Source organism: Acinetobacter lwoffii, from assembly GCF_024129855.1.
Classification (GTDB): Bacteria; Pseudomonadota; Gammaproteobacteria; order Pseudomonadales; family Moraxellaceae; genus Acinetobacter; species Acinetobacter lwoffii_L.
Genome location: NZ_JAMXXC010000024.1, coordinates 24,193 through 45,622, shown reverse-complemented (window position 1 = coordinate 45,622; position 21,430 = coordinate 24,193). Strand labels below are relative to the sequence as shown.

Below are 21,430 nucleotides of genomic sequence, written 5' to 3'. Positions count from 1 at the left end.
TATTGGAGCGGGTGGTCGGCGATGCTCTGTTCCATTGTTCTTTGGCTTTGTGCGCTGCATCCAGGGCCAATTCAATGTCTTCTACAGAAGAGCGCGGCACTTTGGTAAAGACTTTGCCATCTACCGGAGAGATGTTGTCAAAGTATTCGCCTTTGACCGGAGCGACCCATTCGCCGCCAATGAAATTATCGTATTGTGTTTTAAATTGAATTTTTGAACCGTCAGTATTGGGGTCTGCATAACGCATAATCTATTCCTTTATATGATTGTTAGTGGTGCAGGTCGAGCGCATGTTGCCGATCAAAAAATATAGGCGCTTCTGCATTCAGCTCTACTATAAAGAGGGAAAAAGACGGGCGGTTGTTTGTTTACAGGCTTGCTACAAAAGACAATATTTGGAGACAAGCAGTAGAAGAATAAAAGTTATAAATTATCAAGTCTTAAATTTAAAAACAAGGGTTTATAGCACTTATAAACCATCGAAAGATTGGCATATTTTCAATGTGCTTGATTACATTCCGACCTAATAAGGGTTTAAAAGAAGCCAGGCAGGAGAAATGAAGGTAAGTTTCATTTCTCCTTCCGCATTTATCTAAATTCCTTTGTCATGTAGCCATTGAAACAGTTGTTGATAAACCTGCTCACGCACAGATTGCTCTGAAAGTATCAGATCATGTAAACCGTTCTGGATACTTTGAACCGTAATATCGCCTTTAATTTTTTTGGCATATTTACGAATATCTTTAATGCCTAAAATCACATCGCTACTCTGTGCCGCTTTGCCCCATTTTTTAGGATTGAGCGTTTGGTGCGAATGCATGACCAGTACCGGAATATCAATCTGAACACCGCGGTGAATTTCCTTTTGTGCCTCATGAATGGCACGAACAAAACTGATCCTTACTCTAGGGTAGCGGGTCTTTTTCCAGTCCAGACTGAAGTCCCATTCGCCTTTTAAATCCTTATGCAGGCTGGTGGCATACCACTTGTTCAGCTCGCTTGGAAATTTAAGATTGGGAAAAATTTTAGCCAGTCTGCTCAGTTGCGGAATGCCAAGCGCACGTTTGATTGGATTCATATTGAAGTCATAAAATGGACTATTGACCCAAAGCGCTTTGATTAAAGGGTGCTGCGGATGATGTGCCGCATACAGGGTCGTGGTCAGGCCGCCGGTAGAATGACCACAGAGCAGGGCAGCATCGTGACCCTCGGCTGCTATAATGTCGAGTGCCTGGGTAATTTCTGCATCATATTCAGCAAGGTCATACACGTTATAATATTTTTGATGCGGCAGAATCGAACGGCCGTATTTTCTCAAATCCAGCGCATAAAAATCAAAACCATGTTGATTAAAGCGCTCTGCCATTTCGGTCTGAAAAAAATAATCGATAAAGCCGTGAATATATAAAACTGCTTTTTTTGTGGGTTGGGCTGCTTTTTTACGGATCAGGGTTGCTACGACTTTGCCCTCATAATCATCGGGAAAGTTTAAGGTCGCTTGCTCATAGCCTGTCCCCAAAATATCGGGCTGATAAAGCGGTTGCAGTTCACTCATTTTTATACTCGTTGGTCTTATTAAATTTATGCTTTATCCTTGATGAGCTGAGGTTTTTTGTCAAACAGATCTTGCTGCCGATTTAAATTAAAAATACGAATACGGGTTAATTTTAAAAACCATCCAAAACCTAGGCTGAAAATAAGTGTTATCAGATTATAAAATCCTGCTAAAAGTATTATAAATTTGCTAAATGACCTAACAGCTTAAAATCAGGCTAAGCTATATAAAATAAACAAAGTGATGTGACTATTTTGGCAGAACTGCCGAAGATTGATTAGATGAGTTAAATAATGCCCAGAGAAAATTTGAACAGTAAACGCCCTTTATATATTCCTTATGCTGGAAATACTCTGCTAGAACTCCCACTACTCAATAAAGGCTCTGCATTTTCTGAAGAAGAGCGTAGAAGCTTTAACTTGCATGGCTTGATTCCTCATGTCACCGAGACGATTGAGGAGCAAAGTCAGCGTTCTTATCAGCAGTATTGTGCTTTCAGCAGTGATATTAACAAGCATATTTATTTGCGGAATATTCAGGATACCAATGAGACCCTGTTTTACCATCTGATTGAAAATCACCTCAGTGAGATGATGCCGATTATCTATACCCCGACTGTGGGTGAGGCATGTCAGCGCTTTTCTGATATCTATCGTCGTCATCGTGGGATTTTTATTTCCTATCCTGACCGTGATCAGATCGATCAGATTATTCACAATATCAACAAAAAAAACGTGAAAGTGATTGTGATCACAGATGGTGAGCGCATTCTGGGCCTTGGAGATCAAGGCATTGGTGGTATGGGGATTCCCATTGGAAAACTGGCACTCTACACCGCATGTGGTGGGATCAGTCCGGCCTATGCCTTACCAATTACCCTTGATGTCGGTACCAATAATCAGCAGTTGTTGAATGACCCGATTTATATGGGCTGGCGTGAACCGCGAATCAGCGGCGATGAATACTATGCCTTTGTTGAGATGGTGATTCAGGCGATTCAACAGCGCTGGCCAGATGCCTTAATTCAGTTTGAAGACTTTGCACAGAAAAATGCCATGCCTTTACTGGAAAAATATCGTGATCGAATCTGTTGTTTTAATGATGATATTCAGGGCACCGCAGCAGTGTCTGTCGGCAGCCTGATTGCTGCTTCGCGTGCAGCAGGTAAACAGCTCAAAGATCAGGTGGTTACTTTCCTGGGTGCTGGTTCAGCTGGTTGCGGGATTGCAGAACAGATTATTAAGCAAATGGTTGCTGAGGGCTTAAGTGATGCCGAAGCACGCGCACGTGTATTTATGGTCGACCGCTTTGGTCTGATCACTGAGAATCAGCCGAATTTACTGGACTTCCAGCGAAAACTGGCACAGCCGCTTGAAAATGTAGAAAGCTGGGCAGATGCAGAGAGTATGATTTCTCTACTGGATGTGGTCAAACGTGCCAAACCGACGGTATTGATTGGCGTATCTGGACAGCCAGGTCTATTCACTCAGGAAGTGATTGAAGCCATGGCTGAAAACAGCGTACAACCGATTGTTTTCCCTTTATCTAACCCAACTTCCCGCGTAGAAGCTGTTCCGGCAGACATCTTGCAATGGACCAAAGGCAGAGCATTGATTGCAACGGGTAGTCCATTTGCCCCGGTGAATTATCAGGGACAGATTCATCATATTTCCCAATGCAATAACTCTTATATTTTTCCGGGTATCGGTCTGGGTGTAGTTGCTTCAGGTGCAAAACGTGTCACGGATAATATGCTGATGGCTTCAAGTAATGCCTTAGCGGACTGTTCTCCGAAACTGAAAGACCCTCAGGCGGATTTATTGCCAAATCTGGATTGTTTACAGTCAATTTCGAAGCAGATTGCATTAAAAGTGGCACTTGCTGCGATTGAAGACGGAGTAGCACCGAAAATCAGTGTAGAAGAATTACAGCTAGCAATAGAGCATAATTTTTGGACACCGCAATACCGTGATTATCAGCGGATTACCTTTTAATTGTATTGAAGAGGAACTCTTTATCATGGCCAATTTTTTATGCTAACTAGAGTTCATCTGATGCGTGGGTGAAATATAAAAAGCCCAGATCTTTTGATGAGGGCTTTTTTATTGCCGTAGGGGGTACTATGGTCACATCTTGGTTATAAAATCAGAAAGTACTTTAAGAATTTGTTATTGAGTGAAACAAAAATGAAAGGATCATTTAAAAAAATAACATCAACATAAAAAAAGCCCCGATCTTTCGATCAGGGCTTTTTTAGAATCTGGAGCGGGAAAGGAGACTCGAACTCCCGACCCCAACCTTGGCAAGGTTATGCTCTACCAACTGAGCTATTCCCGCGGAGTCTATAAAGTTTTTTAAATGAAAAAACTAAATGAAAAAATTTTGAGCGGGAAAGGAGACTCGAACTCCCGACCCCAACCTTGGCAAGGTTATGCTCTACCAACTGAGCTATTCCCGCATGCCGTGTATAATACAGCATGCAAAAATGTGGTCAACACCTTTGTTAAAAATCTTGCATCAATTGCATAAAATAAAAGCAAAATGCTGTAGACCAGACAATAAATAACCAATATTTATATAAAAATCAATAAAATTTCGCCACAATCAACGGATTGCATCTGAACAGATTACCGAAATACTCGGCAGAACAAGGTATACTGAGACCATATTTTTGAAGATTGGAGTCAGGCCATGAGCTTAGAACAACAACTGAAAGATCGTTTGGCGCAATTATCCCCAACCCATTTGGAAGTGGTGAATGAGTCTTCGGGTCATGGTGGTTATTTCCCGGGAAAAGAATCGCATTTTAAAACCGTGATTGTGAGTCAGGCATTTGCCGGTTTGCGCCCCGTCCAGCGTCATCAGAAAGTTTATGCTGCTGCGGGTGATTTGCTGTCAAAAGATAAGATTCATGCGCTGGCCATTCATGCATTTTTGCCTGAAGAATGGGCAGGTCAGGACACCACCAGTCCTGCTTGTGCACACGCACCTAAAAACTAAGAGGACATGATGGAAACCCAACTTTTAGTCAAGATTATTCATATGTCGGCAGCAGGATTAGCCATTGTCGCTATTCTTGCCCGTGCATTAACCTTGTTTGTCGGTACACAAGGGAATTTACCTAATCCGGTGGCACGTACAGCACTAGTCGCTTTACAGCATTTAGCTATCACGGTGATTGCACTGACCGGCATTGTGTCGCTCGTCCTGAAAGACTTTGATGTACAGCCTTGGTTTTATGCCAAAGTCATTTTATTTTTGGTACTGGTGTCCTCGTTAGGCAAAGCCTATAAAAAAGATGATTCGATCTTGCTATCGCAGCGTCGGGCTGGCTTGGTTATTGCTGTAGTTTCATTGGTGTCTATTCTGGCTTTGGTGATGATCAAGCCGAATTTTGGCTAAAAGCAGGCTGGCTGTGATGATCAGCACAGCCAGCCCATGCAAATAATTAGAAAATACAAATGTTGTAAAAGTAATTAAAAATGTGAGGAGGGGGACATGCGTACACGTGTGGTATTTAATCAAAAGGGTGGGGTAGGCAAGTCGAGTATTACTGTCAATCTGGCAGCGATCAGTGCACATCAGGGTTTAAAAACCTTATTGATTGACCTGGATCCGCAGGCCAACTCTAGCCAGTATGTGCTGGGTGATGATGCGACGTATTCTAGTGACAAGCCGGCACTCGAACCGAATATCGAAAACTATTTTGAAGATGTACTCGGTAATCAGCAAAGCAAGGGCTTGCTTGGTAATGCGATTGGCTCGATTTTAAAAAGTCGTAGCAAAGGTCTGGAAAGCTATGTGCATCAATCTTCTTTTAAACATCTGGATGTTATTCCGGCTAGCCCAACACTGGGTGCATTGGCCCATGCACTGGAGTCCAAGCACAAGATTTATAAGCTACGAGATGCCTTGCAACAACTGTCGGGGCATTATGACCGGGTATTTATTGATACACCGCCTGCATTCAATTTCTTTACCCTCTCTGCTCTCATTGCGGCGAACCGCGTGCTGATTCCATTTGACTGTGATGTATTTTCTAAACGTGCCCTACAGACCCTGATTGAAAATGTCATTGAAACCCAGGATGACCATAATGAAGGGCTGGAAATCGAAGGGATTGTCGTGAACCAGTTTCAGGCACAGGCCAAATTACCGCGTGAAGTGGTACAACAGCTCAAAGATGAAGGCTTACCGGTCCTCGACAGTATGTTGCCACCCTCGATCTTGATGAAAGAATCTCATCAGAAAAATCAGCCTTTGATTCATTTGGCTACTGATCATAAATTGACTCAGGCCTATCAATCGTTGTTCAATGAGATAGAGCAGAATTAAGATCGAGTTAGCTATGAAACTTGTGAAAGTAAGCCTGAGTATTGCTGCACTGGCATTACTGAGTGCCTGTGCAACGCCGGTAAAACCGACTTATGTGTCGCCCACCCTCTATCAGACTTTGGGTTGTTCGCAATTACAGGGTGAATATAATCGTATTCAGCAGTATATCGACAATGGCGTTGAACCACCGAAACGTACTGGCGTCGGTGTGGGCGTTGGTCTTGGCGGTGGTTGGGGTAGTCGCGGTGGATGGGGTATTGGCCCGAGTGTTTCAGTCAATATGGGACAGTCATCCGATACCAAAAGAACCGAACTGGCACGGCTTTTAGGCGAGCAGGAAGCGATTGTACAGGCCGCGCGTTATAAGAACTGTTCGATCATCGTTCGGCAGGCGACGCCTAAATAAATCATTCAACATTAAACGGATAAATGCTGACTTCGGGTCGGCATTTTTTATTGCTTTCAACAAGAATAGGGCGGTTTACATTAAGATAAAACTCACTGGAAATTGACCAGACTGTATATAAATCTGAAATTTATAAGCTTGTTATCCCACTTCCATATTGATTAAGCTACAACCTTGGCCCGGAAAAGTTCATTGCGATGATTGAAAATTGGTTATTTGTTTTAGGACTCATTGCTGTATTAATGGTTCCAGGGCCCGCCAATGCCTTGGTGGCCAGTTCTGCTCATCAGCAGGGGCAAGCCAGAACCAGTCTCTATCTTCCTGCTATTTTACTCGGCTATTTTTATGCCATTAATGTCTGGGCCTTGTTGATTCATCTGGCGTCACCGATCTGGCCAAATTTTAAAGGCTTGGTCTATGTACTGAGTACCATCTGTGTGGGCTGGATGACCTTGCATTTATATAAGGCTCAGCAGTTAGAACGTTACAGCAAGACCCATCCGCAGATTCGCCCCTGGCAAATGTTTACCACTACCTTAAAAAATCCTAAAGCAGCATTGTTGGCCTCTGGAATTTTACCGATGGAAACCTGGCAAAGCCCGACCAACTTCGTTCTGGTTTTTGCTGCCTTTAGCTTGAGTACCGTTCCGGTCGGGATTTTCTGGATGGTCTTTGGTCAGGCAATTCTCACCAGTCCATCTGAAAAAATAAAAGCCGGCCTCATTTATAAAGGCGCGGCTTTATTTGTTCTGCTTTGTCTGATCCCACTCCTGATCAAGCTCTGGGATTAAACGCACAGGCTGTAAAAGAATCTTAATGTAAAAAGTTCTTAAGCTGTTTTACTTTTTTTGAGCTTTTGTTGAATAAAGCCAATCACACCTGGCAATACACTTAAAATAATGATGCCAAAAATTAGATAGGTGAAGTTGTCTTTGACGATCGGCATATTGCCAAACATATAGCCCAAAATGACAAATGAGCTAATCCAGGCGAATGCACCTACCACATTATAGGTCAGAAAATATTTGTAATTCATGCTGCCAGCACCGGCGACGAAGGGTGCGAAAGTACGGGCAAAAGGAACAAAACGCGCAAAAATAATGGTTTTACCACCATGTCTGGCAAAGAATTGCTGGGTCGCCAATAAGTGTTTTTTATTGATGAAGCGCGATTCGATCTCGAAAACCCGAGGACCAATATATTTACCAATATGATAATTCAGGGTGTCACCCAGAACTGCCGCAACAAACAAGAGTGGAATCAGCACCCATGGATCCATTGCACCAGTAGAGGCTGCCAGTGCACCTGCTGCAAATAGCAAGCTGTCGCCAGGCAGGAACGGCATGACCACCAGACCTGTTTCTACAAAGATAATCAGGAAAAGAATGGCATAAATCCAGATCCCGTAATTAGTGATAAATTCAAGCAAGTGATCATCAACATGCAAGATAAAATCAATCAGTTCCATGAGCCCAGTACAAGCAAAAGTGTGGTCAAATCCTAACAGCCCGGGGCATGAAAGTCAGTACCAGAAAGTAAAATAATTAAGGCTTCATCCATCTTCAATTAAGCAAAAATTTCTCTTACATATTATCTTCGGATTTTTATAAAAACAGGCTTAATTGGATTAAATCTTGAGCTTAAAAATATAAAAATGACAGACCAATCAAGGCATCCAAAGGGATGCTTTATTCTGCTAGAAATATAATGCAATCAACTAAATGCATACCTCATGCGAATTGTGTGCTTAATGCGCTGAAAAATGTTAGAATACGGCGCTTATCTTTCGTTTGCCTTTCATAGTTGTTCGTCATGACTACCAATACTCAAATTACTGAAGATCGTATCCTGATTCTGGATTTCGGTTCTCAATATAGTCAGCTCATCGCACGTCGTGTTCGTGAAGCTGGTGTATATTCTGAAATGTATGCCTATGATATGTCTGAAGAAGACATTCGTGCATTTAATCCAAACGGTATCATCTTATCTGGTGGGCCTGAGAGCGTTCACCTTGAAGGCAGCCCGCGTGCGCCGCAAGTGGTATTCGAGCTGGGTGTGCCGGTATTGGGTATTTGTTATGGCTTGCAAACCATGTGCGAACAGCTTGGTGGTAAAGTTGAGCCAGGTCATGTACATGAGTTTGGCTATGCAGAAGTAGATATTGTCGTACGTGACAAGCTGATCGGTAATTTACAGGATCGTGAAAACCAGCTGCATGTCTGGATGAGCCATGGCGATAAAGTTGCCCGTATTCCAGAAGGCTTCCAGATCACTGCACAAACGCCTAGCTGTCCAATTGCGATGGTTTCTGATGAAACTCGCCGTTTCTATGGTATTCAGTTCCATCCTGAAGTGACACATACTTCTAAAGGTGCAGAATTACTGTCGAACTTCGTTCATCAAATTTGTGGCTGTCGCGGTCTGTGGACGCCAGAACACATTATTGATCTACGTGTAGAACAGCTTCGCCAACAGATTGGTGATGAAAAAGTATTACTAGGACTTTCTGGTGGTGTGGATTCATCTGTAGTGGCAGCGCTGTTGCATAAAGCGATCGGTGATCAGCTGACCTGTGTATTTGTAGACAACGGTTTGCTTCGTTTGAACGAAGGCGATCAAGTGATGCAAATGTTTGCTGATAACATGGGTATCCGCGTGATTCGTGCTGATGCTGAAGAGCGTTTCTTGACTGCGCTTGCAGGTGAAGTTGATCCTGAAGCAAAACGTAAAATTATTGGCCGTGAATTTATTGCTGTCTTCGCTGAAGAAGCACGTAAATTAGATGGCGTAAAATTCCTTGCACAAGGTACGATTTATCCAGACGTGATTGAATCTGCTGCAAGCAAGCAGGGTAAGGCGCATGTGATTAAATCACACCATAATGTGGGTGGTTTACCAGCAGATCTAGCGTTTGAACTGGTTGAACCATTACGTGACTTATTTAAAGATGAAGTACGTAAATTGGGTACGACTTTAGGCTTGCCACACAGCATGATCTACCGTCATCCATTCCCGGGCCCAGGTCTTGGTGTGCGTATCCTGGGTGAAGTGAAAAAAGAATATGCAGACATTTTACGTCTTGCGGATGACATTTTCATGCAGGAACTGCGTGCCAGCGGCTGGTATGACAAGACTGCTCAAGCATTTGCAGTATTCCAGCCAGTAAAATCGGTGGGTGTAGTCGGTGATGGCCGTCGTTATGCATGGGTGATTGCACTGCGTGCGGTAGAAACCGTGGACTTTATGACGGCTCGTTTCGCGCATCTTCCTTATGATTTAGTCGATAAGATCTCGACCCGTATAATGAATGAAATTTCTGAAGTTTCTCGTGTTGTGTATGACGTATCTTCTAAACCACCAGCAACAATTGAATGGGAGTAATTTAGGGGTTTCGGACAGCACTGCTGTCCGCCTAAATTACGCCAAGCGCTATGCGCGTGGCAGTATCTGGTTTATCAGATATAACCTAATAAAAAAGAGCGCTTCGGCGCTCTTTTTTTGATTTATACTGAATAAAAATAAACCTTTAAAAGCTAAAAAATGCCTTTACCTACTTATGATCAATTAATGCTGCCTTTAATGAAATTATTATCAGAATTAAATGAGCCAATAAAAATTTCGGATGCTGCGAATATCCTAGCTGAACGTTCCAATTTACACGAAGAGGATTTAAATAAAATTCTTCCGAGCGGGAAAAATATATTTAAAGATAGAGTGGCATGGGCAAAGACCTACTTAGTTAAGGCGGGCTTAGTTCAACAACCGAAGAGAGCATATTGTGAGATTAGTAGCTTGGGTAGACAGGTTGATTTAAAAAGTTTAGATGCTATAACAAATGAATATTTAGCACAGTTCAACGGATTTTCAGATTTTAAATTAGGAAAGAAAAATAAAGATGATTTTGGGATCGGGAATCTACAAGTTATTGAAAGCCTAAATAGTTACCAAGAAACTCAGACTCCAGAAGAAACAATCCAGAACACAACGGAATTATTAAAATCTGATTTGAAAAGTGATTTGCTTCAGATGGTAAAAGATAAATCTCCTTCATTTTTTGAAAGACTGGTTGTCGATCTTCTGGTGGCAATGGGCTACGGCGGTTCACATCAAGATGCAGCTCAAGCGATTGGTAAAACCAACGATGGTGGAATTGATGGTGTAATTAGTGAAGATCGATTAGGGCTAGATAAAATTTACATCCAAGCGAAACGTTGGAAAGATACTGTTGGTCGTCCCGACATTCAACAGTTTAAAGGTGCTTTGGCCGATCAAGTTGCTAAGAAGGGTGTATTCATTACTACGTCAAGTTTCAGTAAAGAGGCCATTGAGTCGGCAAGAAAATCCGGTATTGTTTTAATTGATGGCGATAAGCTGACGTCTTTAATGATTGAATTTGGTTTAGGTGTACAAATAGAACGTAGTTTTCATATCTATAAAATCGACCAAGATCGTTTTGATGAAGATAATTTTTAACGGGTAATTTAAGCCGGTTTAACCTGCCAGTTTTGCAGCTCCCCAGCTAAACTTTGCTCCAGATCTGGATCATAAGCTTCAACCCGATTCCGTCCATTGGCTTTAGCCTGATATAAGGCAATATCGGCCTGTTTAATCAGGGTCATTAAATCTGTTTCACAGCTTTCCAGGATGGCAGCACCAATCGAAATGCTAAAACTGAAACGATGTTGGCTGTCCAGATCGATCACAATATTTTCAATGTTATGCCTTAAACGCTCGGCAACTTTTAGCGCTTCATCCAGAGAGGTTTCAGGTAAAAATGCAATAAATTCCTCACCGCCATAGCGTGCCAAAATATCATGCTGCCGCATTTCGCTGTGTGTATTTAGAGCAATCGTCTGTAAGACCTGATCTCCGATATCATGACCATAACGATCATTAATCTGCTTAAAATGATCGACATCAAAGACCAGTAAACTCATAGGCACCGGTTGATCAAAATTCTGTTGTACCAGTTGTTGCGCGAGATATTCAAAACAGCGACGGTTATTCAGGCCAGTGAGTGAGTCGGTATGAGCCATATTTTCAAAGGCCTGCCGATTATATTCATTCAGGGTATGCTGCAAAAATACCATGCGTGATTTTAAGGTCGAGCTCCAGCTAATATATAGACTGAAGGTCAATACTGGCAGATAAATCAGGGAAAATAAAAACATCTGGTACAGGTCAGATCGAGTATTGAAATATACACCGATGTAAATCATCAAAGTAATCAGACTCGAAGTAATCAAAGACGGCCAGAACCGGATCTGCACACATAAATTGGCCAACACAATAAAAACCAAGGAGGCATATTGATAAATGAGGGTATAAGCACTTTCAGACTGATTTAGATTAAAAAACCAGATGGCACTTGCGCCAATAATTGAGGTAGGTAAGAGTAAATCAAACACAGGTAAATTGCGGTAAGAGTGATACATCCAGATCGTGATCAGTACGATCAGAATGGTATAGCTAATTTTGGTCAAAATGAGCAAATTGAGAATATCATGCAGCACCAGAATATCGGCGAGGGTATAAGAGGCATATGCCAGCTGTGCGAATAAATTAACCTGTAATAGGTATTTTAAAGTGAGCTTCTTTTGATGGGCATAGTAGGCCGGTTTTAGAGGCGCAGGAATACGAACAAGCGGATCTTGAAGAGCCTCCTGAATCAGGGTACGTGATTCTTTTTCGTTATCATGCGGCATGCAGCCTTCCCAAATTAAAATATATAAAAATGAATAAGATGAAATTTATATATAGTTGTATAAAAAATATTCTATTCTTTTGTTGGATATTTTAAAAGTGGAAGAATCAAATTTATTTTATAAAATGAAATCCCCGATTAGTGCATTCTAAGGATGATCCTAGCTTATAGAACAGACTAATGATCCAGCTTTAATTCGCCGTTGACTGGGCTGGTTGAGTGTCTGGCTTAAATACATTCCAGGGATTTTCTGTCGCAGGCTTGGGCTTATTCAGCATATCTGGATGATAGACCTCAATCCGGTTTCGGCCAGACTTCTTGGCCTGATACAAGGCAATATCGGCTTGTTTGATCAGGTCTTCCAGGGGTTGGGTATGGGATTCCAGTTCTGCTACACCGATCGAAATGGTGAACCGGATGGCATGATTGGGTTCGACATAAATGTACTGCTTTTGAATTGCACAACGAATTCGTTCTGCAATCACCCAGCTGTCTTGCAGCTGAGTATCTTCTAGGAGGGCGATAAATTCCTCCCCACCAAAACGTGCCAGTACATCGCTATGCCGCATTTCTTTACGGGTCACTTCAGCAATCAGTTGTAGTACCCGATCACCAACATCATGCCCATAGCTATCATTAATATTTTTAAAATGATCCACATCAAACATCAGCAGGCAGCTACTGGCATGTTTAGGCCATTGATGAATAGAGCGTTCAGCCATATCGACAAAATGGCGACGGTTGTAGAGCTGGGTCAAATCATCGGTATGTGCCAGATTCTTTAAGGTTTGATAGTTCCATTCATCAAGTAGGGAGCGCAGAAAAGAACGCCGTATATTCAGAATATTATTCCAGTTAATATAAATGCTAAAAAACCAGAGTGGACTAAAGACCACACTAAAAATAAAGGCTTGAGAAGCACTCATGAACTGGGATATCCCAAGCATGATAAATAGGGCAATCAAGATGGAGCAATAGACTGCGACTTTAAACTGGGTCTGCACACAGAGATTGGCGATGAGAATAAAGATCGCAGAGGCATAAATATAGGTGGCAACATGGGGACTGGTTGAAAGCGCGAGTAAGCCAATCCAGGCCGCTGCAGCTACAGTGGTGCCTATCGGCAAGATTCTGTCCAGAATCTGAATATTTTTATGTTTTTTAAACAGGTAATAACAGCAAAACATCGCCCCCAGAACCAGAACGACGCGCATCAGACCAGAAATAAAAAACATGTCTGGAATAATCAGGATATCGGCAAAGAAATACAGTAAAAAGGCAATTTGCGCCAGATAGTTAATTTGACGCAAGTTATGATGACTATGCGTATAGACATAATCATGAAAATACTGCTGAAACAGGGCAGGGATACGGGCATGAGGATCTGTCAGCGCCTGTTCAATCAGCTGACGGTTTTGCAGATCACATTCAGATAATTTCAGTGATTTATCGGTCGTCGAATTTTGAAAAGATACATTCGCCGTTGAATATATATTCTCATTCTGAGCAGACATGTCCTGATCCAGTATTATTTTTATAGGTGCCTATTATGCCGTGGTTGAGTAAAAAATAACCTCCCAAAAATTGGGTATCCGGGAAATTTTTAAAGCTAAAACGTAACAAAATTTGTGTTTTGTAAAAGTGAAAGTAATTGAAATACATGAACAATCATCTTATTCATGGAGGTCTTTGGATGTTGTTGATTCGTTTCACGTGAAACATGGATGAATGACATTCTTGGAGCTTCAGTTTATTTAGACTCATAACGCCATGTGCCTAAATCATGATTGCCTTGCTAAAGCTCAAGTTTGGGGCTTTGGATACAAATCTCATCCGCCTTTCAGGATTTAAATTGATGAGACTAGTGAGGCGTTTTATACGTATCTAAATATTTCCAGGGATAGATTTTGCCCATAGACCCTGTACATTGTCCTGAACAGAGAGGCATCTTAGATCGGTCAAATGCATGTCTCACCCACTCAAAAAGTAGAATGAAAATGCCGAGGTAAGCTCAGCCATGTCGAATAATAGTGATATTGAACTGTCGAATTCCGATGATTGTGAAAAGTATGTGAATCAGTTTATTCAGGAGTTTCCTTTGCGTCGTGCAGAAATCGGGCAGGGTACCGTGATTAAACGTGCCTTACCGAGCCGACATAAACGCATGATTGGTGCCTGGTGTTTTCTGGATCATGCGGGTCCGGCCAGTTTTCCGCAAGGAGATGGTCTGGATATCGGACCACATCCGCACATTGGTCTGCAGACCTTTACATGGATGATCGAAGGCAGCATGATGCACAATGACAGTCTGGGAAATCAGCAGTTGATTCGTCCCAAGCAGGTCAATCTGATGACCTCGGGTTATGGCATTTCACATACCGAAGTCTCTCCTGAAAGTGAGACACATATGCATGCAGCACAGTTATGGATTGCCTTGCCGGATGACAAGATCAATATGGCACCAGGTTTTGACCATTATCCTGAATTGCCGGTCGTCAATGAGCAAGGCATTGAATTTACCGTGCTGGTCGGAGAATATTTAAAAACGAGATCACCGGTTAAAGTACATAGCGAACTACTCGGAGTAGACCTGTATGCAGCTCAAAGTACTAGTGCGCGCTTGCCTCTGAATCCGAAATTTGAATATGGCTTTATGGTGCTTGAGGGGACGGCCAGTATAAATGGGCATGAACTAAATGAAGATAATATGCTGATCCTGGAGCCCGGCTTACAGCAGGTCAATGCTGAAGTTCATGCCGGGAGCCGGGTGCTATTGATTGGTGGGGAGCCATTTGAAAGCCCGATTTTACTGTGGTGGAATTTGGTCGGGCGCACGACAGAGGAACTTAAAATTGCGCGGGAACAATGGATTGAGGGTCATGAACGTTTTGGTTCCATTCCTGCCTATGATGGACCACGTTTAGAAGCGCCCGCATTTCCAGACCAGATGCGGGCTTCCCGATAAATGCTAAAAATGATGGGAATATGGAACGCTGTCTGAGTTGAACTCAAATAATGAATCTGCAACATAGGATACATATCATTACAGTCATCAAAAAATGAGCTAGAGTCTGCTGCTTTTTGCTATGCTCAGTGGGCAAAAACAATAAAATCATGAGTCTAATATGCGTGTTTTACATCATCTCGAACAATCACGATCATTTCGTATCCTGTGGGCCATGGAAGAATTAGGACTGGATTGCGAGGTTAAATACTATAAACGTCAGCCCAACCTTTCTGCGCCACCGGCCTTAAAACAGATCCATCCGTTGGGCAAAGCCCCGATTCTGGTCGATCAGGGTCAGGTACTGGCAGAATCTGCGGCGATCCTGGAATATTTGCAGGAAACTTATGATGAAAAGCAGCAGTTTCGCCCAGAAGATATTGCCGAAAAGGCCCAGTACCGTTACTGGATGCATTATGCGGAAGGCTCGTTAATGCCGCTGCTGGTGATGCAACTGGTAATGACCACAGTGCCTAAACATACCCCGTTGCTGATTCGACCAGTCGCCAAAAAAATCTGTGATGGAGTGAAGAAGCAGTTTGTACAGAGCCGTTTAAAAGATCATATCCAGTTTCTGGAAAGCTATTTGAGCGAGCATGATTATTTTGCCGGCCATTTCAGTTTTGCCGATATTCAGATGAGTTTTCCTTTGGAGGCTATGCAGAGCCGGACGGGTCAAAGCTATCCAGCGATTCAGGCCTATCTGAAACGGGTGTCGCAACGTGCTGCCTATGCGCGTGCACTATCCAAAGAAAAACAGATCAGCTCTTAAACGCTTAAAAGAAAAGGTGCCGATGACACCTTTTTTGATGGTTATATTACTCTGGAAAGCTGAGACGTTCTTTAGGGAAAACTACCTTAAAAGTGGAACCTTGGTTTTCCTTGGACTCAATTTCCAGATGTGCCTGATGTTGCATCAGCACATGTTTAACAATTGCCAATCCCAAACCGGTACCACCAGTCCGGCGGCTACGGTCTGAATCGATGCGGTAAAAACGCTCGGTTAGTCGTGGCAGATGTTTGGGATCAATGCCGATACCATTATCTTGCACCACAAAATAGGCGGATTCACCATCATCATGCCAGCCGATGGTGATTGTGCCACCTTTAGGCGTGTACTTAATGGCATTGGTGATCAGGTTGCTAAAGGCGCTGGCCAGTTCCATATCTGAACCGATCAGATCACAATGACTGTCAATGTCCAGATTCAGGGTATGACCATAATCAATATTATAGGCCTGGGCATCATCGAATAGCTGGTTCATCAGACTCGGCATTTCAATGATCTGGTTTTTGGCAATATTCTTATCATTTTCCAGACGTGACAGCAGCAGCAGGTCGTTGACCAGTGCATTCATGCGTCGGGTCTGTGACTGCATCTGATCAAAAGCGCGTTTCCAGCGTGGATTAATATCTTCCTGATCGGTAAAGGTTTCAATATAGCCACTGAGCACGGTCAAAGGAGTGCGCAGTTCATGTGAAATATTATCGACAAAATCCTTTCGCATCTGTTCCAGATTGTGCATCCGGGTCACATCATAAGCAACCAGTACCCGGCTTTCTCCACCAAAACGGGTCATTTTGACCTGCACATAATGGTCTTCAAACAGCGAAGAACGCATTTTTAGGCCGTCGGGAGATTCATCAATATGGTGATAATATTCGATAAAGCTCGGTTGGCGTAGCAAGGTCAGGATATTACGGCGACGGTCATCGCTCGAAATTCCGAGCAGACGTTCAGCCGCCGGATTCCACCATTCAATCTGCTGGTTTTCATCAAGCAGCACCACAGCTTCTTGCAAGGCCACTAGCGAAGATTGTGCACGATCAATCAGTTCGACCATTTCCGCCTGAACAATCCGTTCCTGACGTTGGGCACGATAAACATTGAAAAGTAGCGCACCCCAAATCCCGCCAATATTCGGTGGAACATCATAGGGGCGGTTGGAAATCCATTCATTGACCAGATATAAGGAACGCATTTGGGTTGCAAAGAACGCCACGAAGGCAATTACGATACAAATCCAGAAATACCCAATCCCAAAACCGATAAAGCTGGCGATAATCAGGAAAAAAGCCAGTAAGCGTAAATCCTGTTTCGCAAAATCCCATAAGCTACTGTAACGGATTCTTTTATGTTCGCGTGCCAGTTCGGGGACAGGGTAGGGTTCATACATAAAACAAGATTTACCTTAAAAGATATTAACCTAAAGCGACATCTGAACGGGTCGAAAAGCGATACCCCGTTCCGCGAACGGTTTGTACAAAACGGTCTACACCATAAGGTTCCAGCACTTTACGCAAACGGCGGATATGTACATCGATGGTCCGGTCTTCAATATAGACGTTACCGCCCCACACCTGATCCAGCAATTGCGCACGGGTATAGGCACGTTCCGGATGGGTCATGAAGAATGCCAGCAAACGATATTCAGTCGGCCCCATTTCCAGAATGTTGTTACCAAAATTCACCCGCTGGCTGACCGGATCCAGAATCAGGCCATTGGCATCAATGGTTTTTTCACCGCTCAGGGCATTGGCGCGGCGCAGTACCGCCTTAATTCGGGAGACCAGTTCCCGGGTCGAGAATGGCTTGGTCATGTAGTCATCGGCACCGGCATCCAGACCTTGTACCTTGTGGTCTTCTTCACCGCGCGCTGTGAGCATGATCACCGGAATTTCTGACAGGCTTTCATCACGTTTCAGACGACGACACAGGTCCACACCGCTCACACCACCCGGCATCATCCAGTCCAGCAAAATTAATGCCGGACGCTGGTCCACAATCATCTGATGCGCCTGCTTGGCATCTTCTGCCTGTAAGCACTGAAAACCGGCCATATCCAGAGAGGTATGGATCATTTCCCGAATCGGGAGCTCGTCATCGACGATTAATATGTAGTCATCTTTCACAACGCAATACCCTATTTCATGTAAACGGTGAACCGTTTTATATTTATGACAGGCTTATTACAAAGACTAATTATGACAGTATCATTGCAGAAAGGGAAAAACTGCTGATATTCGCAAAGATTTGTGACAAATATAATGCAGAAACTTGTTAAAAAATCATAAATTAATTTTACTCATTTCCGTAGTACAGCATAAATCTGCAACTGACTGGTAAATGCAGGAAATCCTATTAAGCACAGGATTTAACAGCTATTTTTTCTCGGAAAATGACTCGAGCAGCGCCAAAAAAACCACACTACAAGACGATAAAACTTCCTCAAGCGAATGCTTAAAACCACTCATTACCCAACGAATGGCAATTTGGGTGACATAACCATTTAAACCAGTCGACACCAGTGAAATTTCCTGTTCACTACGATTTAACTGCGGCATCATCAACATGACAAAGGCATGAATCATCCGGTCGAAACGTGACATGGTTTCATGAATAGTGGCCTGATTATGCAGCTCCTGCACCAGCATGGCATCAATATAAATGATCCGTGCCATGCGCGGATTATCACGCAGGGTAGTGAGTAGGGCTGTCAGACCCGCTTCGATCATTTTTTTCGGATCACTCGATGCCTGCATCATGGCCTGCATCACATTCTGTTGCAGTTCATCAATCAGTTTTAAGAAAATGGTCTGAAACAGATGCTCGCTTTTCTTGAAAGATTCATAAAAATAGCGCTCGGTTAGTTTGGCTTCATTGCAGATATCTTTGACGGTAACTGAAAAAAAACCATAACTGCCATAGGCTTCAATTCCGGCTTCGATCAGTTTTTCACGACGTGCCTGCTGTCGTTCAGCCATCGACAGGCCTTTAAACTGACGTTCCTTGGTTTTGGAGGGTCGTGATTTTGCTACTGAGTCGATCGAATCGGTCATAAGGCCTGTGTGCTCATCTGCATGAAGATTTTGAATATCTTAGCAATAAATCTCGCTTAGACCTATATAGAAATGCTGCCCTGAAATTTGGCTTCTAAGGACATGGGATAATTATTGACAATCTATATTGTCAAAACTATATTGAGGATCTGTGCTAGCTCCTGAAACAACAGAACAAGATCCTGCTGTCATGGAATGGCAGTTCTTTACATAAGGAAATTGAATGAAAAATTTTAACAATAAAGTTGCTGCAATTACCGGTGCCGGTTCAGGTATTGGCCAGCAACTGGCGGTATTATTGGCCAAGCAGGGTTGTCACTTGGCGCTGAGTGATATCAATGAACAAGGTCTGGCGCAAACGCTTGAATTGCTCAAAGAGAGTGATGTTCGTGTGACTATCCAGAAAGTGAACGTGGCTGAACTGGAACAGGTGCGTAACTGGGCGGCACAGGTTGAACAGGATCATGGCAGTGTCAATATGATCTTTAATAATGCTGGCGTCGCACTAGGTTCAACTGTTGAAGGGGCGTCTTATGAAGAACTGGAATGGATTGTCGGAATCAATTTCTGGGGCGTGGTGTATGGCACCAAAGAATTTCTGCCACTGATCAAGAAAACTGGCGATGGCCATATCATCAATATTTCCAGCCTGTTTGGTCTGACTGCTCAACCGACCCAGTCTGCTTATAATGCGACCAAGTTTGCGGTACGTGGTTTTACTGAATCCTTGCGTCAGGAACTGGATCTAGAAAATTGTGGAGTGAGTGCACTGTGTGTACATCCGGGTGGTATCCGCACCAACATTGCTAATGCGGCAAAAATGAATAACAGCCTGCTGACTTTAGGTATGAATCCGGAAAAATCAGCCCGTAATTTTAATAAATTATTGCGTTGTCCACCTGCAGAAGCTGCACGTCAAATTCTGGAGGCGGTACAAAAAGACAAGCGCCGTCTGCTGATCGGCAATGATGCCAAAGCGATTGACCTGATTCAGCGGATCTTGCCGACCGGTTATCAGCATGTCACTGCAATGGCGACCCAGTTTGGCAAAAAGAAGAAAAAGTCTGCTTAAGAAATTGCAAAACAGACCCGCGAAAGCGGGTTTTTTTATCGCTGTAATAGGGTCTAATTTTTTGCAAATGAGAGTGTTAGATACTGTAATGCTCTAGGCATACAAAATCCTGCATCTAAATCAACGCTTCAACCGTTTTTTTCTTCCAGACCAACTGATAATACAGTCCCTGCAAAATACACAGGCTGACAAAGGCCAATGCATAGGCATACCAGATACCTTCCAGACCCCACCACTGGCTAAAAAGATAAGCGGCGGGAACTTCAATACAGAGAATGGCAAAAATGTTGATCAGCATTGGCACGGTCACCGTACCACTTGAACGCATGATCGAAGCAAAAATAGCACTGGCGCCAAAGAACAAAATTGACCACAGCACAATAAACAGCAGTTGTTGTCCCAGTACTACAACCTTAGGATCGGTAATAAATAAGGCCATCAAATATTTGGAGAACAAATAAGCCAGAATCACCAGACCGCCGGTAAACAGAATATTCATACTCAGTGCAGTCCGGGTCACTTTATTGAGCAGATCTGATTTACCTGCGCCAATCGCTTGAGCACCAAATACAGACGCAGCAATCGCAATCGACAAAGCGGGAAATTGAATATAATTTAAGACCTGATTGACCGCGCCATAAGCGGCTGTTGCTTCTGCACCATAGCGGTTGACTAGTCCGACAATTACCAGTCCAGCAACTGAAGTCGTGACCATTTGCACACCCGTAGGAACCCCCAGTTTCAAGATCATTCTGCTCAACTGTGGCTGATGACGAATATTTTTTAATAAAGCCCAGTCCAGTCTGAGCGGATGTTGCCTATAATTCAAATACAGGATTAAAAACAACAGGACTGCCAGATTTCCCAGAATGGTGGCAATCGCCGGCGAGATAATACCCATTTTAGGAAAGCCAAAATAACCGGCAATCAGGACCGGTGTCACCACCAAACCCACCCCAATGGTAAGTGCGGAAGCGAACAGGGGTGTGGTGCTGTCGCCAACGCCGCGCAAGATGGAAGTATAAATAATATAGATAAAAATTAAGGGACTACCCGCTAGCATCCATTGCACATAGGGCAAGGATAAATGCATCACATCCGGATCTGTGCCAAGCGCCAAGAGAATATTTTCAGCAAAAATTACCCCAAAAAGTGCAATCAAACTTCCGCCAATTAAAGTCATAAATAAAGTTGAACCGACCACACAGCGCACTTTTTCTATATTTTTCCCGCCCCAAGCCTGGCCAATCAATACGGTAGAGCCGGCCGATAAACCAATCACAAAGGCCATCAGACAAAACAGGATCGGGAAAAAAACGGCAACAGCAGCAATCGCATTCACTCCGAGCATTTGTCCCACAAAAACCGTATTGATCGTGCCGGAGAGACTTTGCAGGATATTGGTCGCAATTAATGGCAACAGAAATACCAGAAAGGCTTTCCATAAATTCTGTTGATGAATCAGTGAGTGCTGTGCCATGCGACATCCTGTGATTGAATTATCATCTATTTGT

The 21,430-nt window shown here is 43.2% G+C and carries 20 protein-coding genes and 2 tRNA genes; 11 read left to right on the top strand and 11 right to left on the bottom strand.

Annotated features, from left to right (window positions below):
- On the bottom strand, positions 1-247 hold a 247-nt coding region (locus tag NI465_RS13875), incomplete at its 3' end, for an aldehyde dehydrogenase family protein (protein WP_253145725.1).
- 345 nt (positions 248-592) lie between these two features.
- Positions 593-1,555, bottom strand: coding sequence for an alpha/beta hydrolase (locus NI465_RS13870; RefSeq protein WP_253145723.1), 963 nt, complete (start codon positions 1,553-1,555; stop codon positions 593-595).
- Between the two features lie 293 nt (positions 1,556-1,848).
- Here NI465_RS13870 and NI465_RS13865 point away from each other — a divergent pair, with 293 nt between their 5' ends.
- Complete coding sequence (locus NI465_RS13865; RefSeq protein WP_253145721.1) at positions 1,849-3,549, top strand: NAD-dependent malic enzyme; 1,701 nt, start codon at positions 1,849-1,851, stop codon at positions 3,547-3,549.
- A gap of 267 nt (positions 3,550-3,816) precedes the next feature.
- On the opposite strand, the gene NI465_RS13860 is transcribed toward NI465_RS13865, so the two are convergent.
- Together NI465_RS13860 and NI465_RS13855 are read right to left on the bottom strand one after the other, a co-directional pair.
- A tRNA-Gly gene (locus NI465_RS13860) sits at positions 3,817-3,892 on the bottom strand.
- 48 nt (positions 3,893-3,940) lie between these two features.
- Positions 3,941-4,013: transfer RNA gene (locus tag NI465_RS13855), tRNA-Gly, on the bottom strand.
- Positions 4,014-4,246: 233 nt separating this feature from the next.
- Between NI465_RS13855 and NI465_RS13850 the strand changes: the two genes are divergently transcribed.
- From NI465_RS13850 to NI465_RS13830, 5 genes are all read left to right on the top strand, one after another.
- Positions 4,247-4,555, top strand: coding sequence for a BolA family protein (locus NI465_RS13850; RefSeq protein WP_004280957.1), 309 nt, complete (start codon positions 4,247-4,249; stop codon positions 4,553-4,555).
- 9 nt (positions 4,556-4,564) lie between these two features.
- A complete protein-coding gene (locus tag NI465_RS13845; protein WP_005108384.1) occupies positions 4,565-4,957 on the top strand; it encodes a SirB2 family protein in 393 nt (130 codons plus the stop codon).
- 96 nt (positions 4,958-5,053) lie between these two features.
- The gene (locus NI465_RS13840; protein ID WP_004280959.1) at positions 5,054-5,890 is read left to right on the top strand and encodes a ParA family protein; all 837 of its coding nucleotides are present in this window, start codon (positions 5,054-5,056) and stop codon (positions 5,888-5,890) included.
- Positions 5,891-5,903: 13 nt separating this feature from the next.
- Positions 5,904-6,296 carry a hypothetical protein gene (locus tag NI465_RS13835; protein WP_005249588.1) on the top strand — a complete coding sequence of 131 codons (393 nt, stop codon included), beginning with the start codon at positions 5,904-5,906 and terminating at the stop codon, positions 6,294-6,296.
- Between the two features lie 197 nt (positions 6,297-6,493).
- Positions 6,494-7,087, top strand: coding sequence for a hypothetical protein (locus tag NI465_RS13830; RefSeq protein ID WP_005249589.1), 594 nt, complete (start codon positions 6,494-6,496; stop codon positions 7,085-7,087).
- A 38-nt stretch (positions 7,088-7,125) separates the two neighbouring features.
- On the opposite strand, the gene NI465_RS13825 is transcribed toward NI465_RS13830, so the two are convergent.
- Positions 7,126-7,764, bottom strand: coding sequence for a DedA family protein (locus NI465_RS13825; protein WP_004644839.1), 639 nt, complete (start codon positions 7,762-7,764; stop codon positions 7,126-7,128).
- 344 nt (positions 7,765-8,108) lie between these two features.
- Between NI465_RS13825 and guaA the strand changes: the two genes are divergently transcribed.
- Together guaA and NI465_RS13815 are read left to right on the top strand one after the other, a co-directional pair.
- Positions 8,109-9,677: a glutamine-hydrolyzing GMP synthase gene (gene guaA, locus NI465_RS13820; protein ID WP_253145720.1), complete on the top strand. Its 1,569-nt coding sequence runs from the start codon at positions 8,109-8,111 to the stop codon at positions 9,675-9,677.
- A 159-nt stretch (positions 9,678-9,836) separates the two neighbouring features.
- Complete coding sequence (locus NI465_RS13815; protein ID WP_253145719.1) at positions 9,837-10,769, top strand: restriction endonuclease; 933 nt, start codon at positions 9,837-9,839, stop codon at positions 10,767-10,769.
- Positions 10,770-10,777: 8 nt separating this feature from the next.
- On the opposite strand, the gene NI465_RS13810 is transcribed toward NI465_RS13815, so the two are convergent.
- Complete coding sequence (locus NI465_RS13810) at positions 10,778-12,001, bottom strand: GGDEF domain-containing protein (RefSeq protein ID WP_253145718.1); 1,224 nt, start codon at positions 11,999-12,001, stop codon at positions 10,778-10,780.
- Between the two features lie 190 nt (positions 12,002-12,191).
- On the bottom strand, positions 12,192-13,514 hold the full coding sequence (locus NI465_RS13805; RefSeq protein ID WP_253145717.1) for a GGDEF domain-containing protein: 1,323 nt from the start codon (positions 13,512-13,514) through the stop codon (positions 12,192-12,194).
- A 503-nt stretch (positions 13,515-14,017) separates the two neighbouring features.
- On the opposite strand from NI465_RS13805, the gene NI465_RS13800 reads away from it, so the two are divergent.
- Both NI465_RS13800 and NI465_RS13795 read left to right on the top strand, forming a co-directional pair.
- The gene (locus NI465_RS13800) at positions 14,018-14,965 is read left to right on the top strand and encodes a pirin family protein (RefSeq protein ID WP_180087392.1); all 948 of its coding nucleotides are present in this window, start codon (positions 14,018-14,020) and stop codon (positions 14,963-14,965) included.
- Positions 14,966-15,125: 160 nt separating this feature from the next.
- The gene (locus tag NI465_RS13795; RefSeq protein WP_180087393.1) at positions 15,126-15,776 is read left to right on the top strand and encodes a glutathione S-transferase family protein; all 651 of its coding nucleotides are present in this window, start codon (positions 15,126-15,128) and stop codon (positions 15,774-15,776) included.
- Positions 15,777-15,822: 46 nt separating this feature from the next.
- On the opposite strand, the gene phoR is transcribed toward NI465_RS13795, so the two are convergent.
- The 3 genes from phoR to NI465_RS13780 form a co-directional block, all read right to left on the bottom strand.
- The gene (phoR, locus tag NI465_RS13790; protein ID WP_005264642.1) at positions 15,823-17,181 is read right to left on the bottom strand and encodes a phosphate regulon sensor histidine kinase PhoR; all 1,359 of its coding nucleotides are present in this window, start codon (positions 17,179-17,181) and stop codon (positions 15,823-15,825) included.
- 25 nt (positions 17,182-17,206) lie between these two features.
- Entirely contained in the window at positions 17,207-17,917 is a 711-nt protein-coding gene (gene phoB / locus NI465_RS13785) for a phosphate regulon transcriptional regulator PhoB (RefSeq protein ID WP_004280972.1), read from the bottom strand.
- 249 nt (positions 17,918-18,166) lie between these two features.
- The gene (locus NI465_RS13780) at positions 18,167-18,844 is read right to left on the bottom strand and encodes a TetR/AcrR family transcriptional regulator (protein WP_253145716.1); all 678 of its coding nucleotides are present in this window, start codon (positions 18,842-18,844) and stop codon (positions 18,167-18,169) included.
- Positions 18,845-19,067: 223 nt separating this feature from the next.
- Here NI465_RS13780 and NI465_RS13775 point away from each other — a divergent pair, with 223 nt between their 5' ends.
- A complete protein-coding gene (locus NI465_RS13775) occupies positions 19,068-19,916 on the top strand; it encodes an SDR family NAD(P)-dependent oxidoreductase (RefSeq protein WP_253145715.1) in 849 nt (282 codons plus the stop codon).
- A gap of 115 nt (positions 19,917-20,031) precedes the next feature.
- Here NI465_RS13775 and NI465_RS13770 read toward each other — a convergent pair whose 3' ends face one another.
- A complete protein-coding gene (locus tag NI465_RS13770) occupies positions 20,032-21,396 on the bottom strand; it encodes an MATE family efflux transporter (protein WP_253145714.1) in 1,365 nt (454 codons plus the stop codon).
- Between the last annotated feature and the right edge of the window lie 34 nt (positions 21,397-21,430).

Bases quoted from the DNA above. Each gene is read 5' to 3' on its own strand.
- guaA (WP_253145720.1), top strand. From the start codon at position 8,109: ATGACTACCAATACTCAAATTACTGAAGATCGTATCCTGATTCTGGAT.
- NI465_RS13850 (WP_004280957.1), top strand. From the start codon at position 4,247: ATGAGCTTAGAACAACAACTGAAAGATCGTTTGGCGCAATTATCCCCA.
- NI465_RS13775 (WP_253145715.1), top strand. From the start codon at position 19,068: ATGAAAAATTTTAACAATAAAGTTGCTGCAATTACCGGTGCCGGTTCA.
- NI465_RS13810 (WP_253145718.1), bottom strand. From the start codon at position 12,001: ATGCCGCATGATAACGAAAAAGAATCACGTACCCTGATTCAGGAGGCT.
- NI465_RS13870 (WP_253145723.1), bottom strand. From the start codon at position 1,555: ATGAGTGAACTGCAACCGCTTTATCAGCCCGATATTTTGGGGACAGGC.
- NI465_RS13795 (WP_180087393.1), top strand. From the start codon at position 15,126: ATGCGTGTTTTACATCATCTCGAACAATCACGATCATTTCGTATCCTG.
- NI465_RS13770 (WP_253145714.1), bottom strand. From the start codon at position 21,396: ATGGCACAGCACTCACTGATTCATCAACAGAATTTATGGAAAGCCTTT.
- NI465_RS13815 (WP_253145719.1), top strand. From the start codon at position 9,837: ATGCCTTTACCTACTTATGATCAATTAATGCTGCCTTTAATGAAATTA.
- NI465_RS13825 (WP_004644839.1), bottom strand. From the start codon at position 7,764: ATGGAACTGATTGATTTTATCTTGCATGTTGATGATCACTTGCTTGAA.
- NI465_RS13835 (WP_005249588.1), top strand. From the start codon at position 5,904: ATGAAACTTGTGAAAGTAAGCCTGAGTATTGCTGCACTGGCATTACTG.
- phoR (WP_005264642.1), bottom strand. From the start codon at position 17,181: ATGTATGAACCCTACCCTGTCCCCGAACTGGCACGCGAACATAAAAGA.
- NI465_RS13805 (WP_253145717.1), bottom strand. From the start codon at position 13,514: ATGTCTGCTCAGAATGAGAATATATATTCAACGGCGAATGTATCTTTT.
- NI465_RS13840 (WP_004280959.1), top strand. From the start codon at position 5,054: ATGCGTACACGTGTGGTATTTAATCAAAAGGGTGGGGTAGGCAAGTCG.
- NI465_RS13780 (WP_253145716.1), bottom strand. From the start codon at position 18,844: ATGACCGATTCGATCGACTCAGTAGCAAAATCACGACCCTCCAAAACC.
- NI465_RS13800 (WP_180087392.1), top strand. From the start codon at position 14,018: ATGTCGAATAATAGTGATATTGAACTGTCGAATTCCGATGATTGTGAA.
- NI465_RS13830 (WP_005249589.1), top strand. From the start codon at position 6,494: ATGATTGAAAATTGGTTATTTGTTTTAGGACTCATTGCTGTATTAATG.
- NI465_RS13845 (WP_005108384.1), top strand. From the start codon at position 4,565: ATGGAAACCCAACTTTTAGTCAAGATTATTCATATGTCGGCAGCAGGA.
- NI465_RS13865 (WP_253145721.1), top strand. From the start codon at position 1,849: ATGCCCAGAGAAAATTTGAACAGTAAACGCCCTTTATATATTCCTTAT.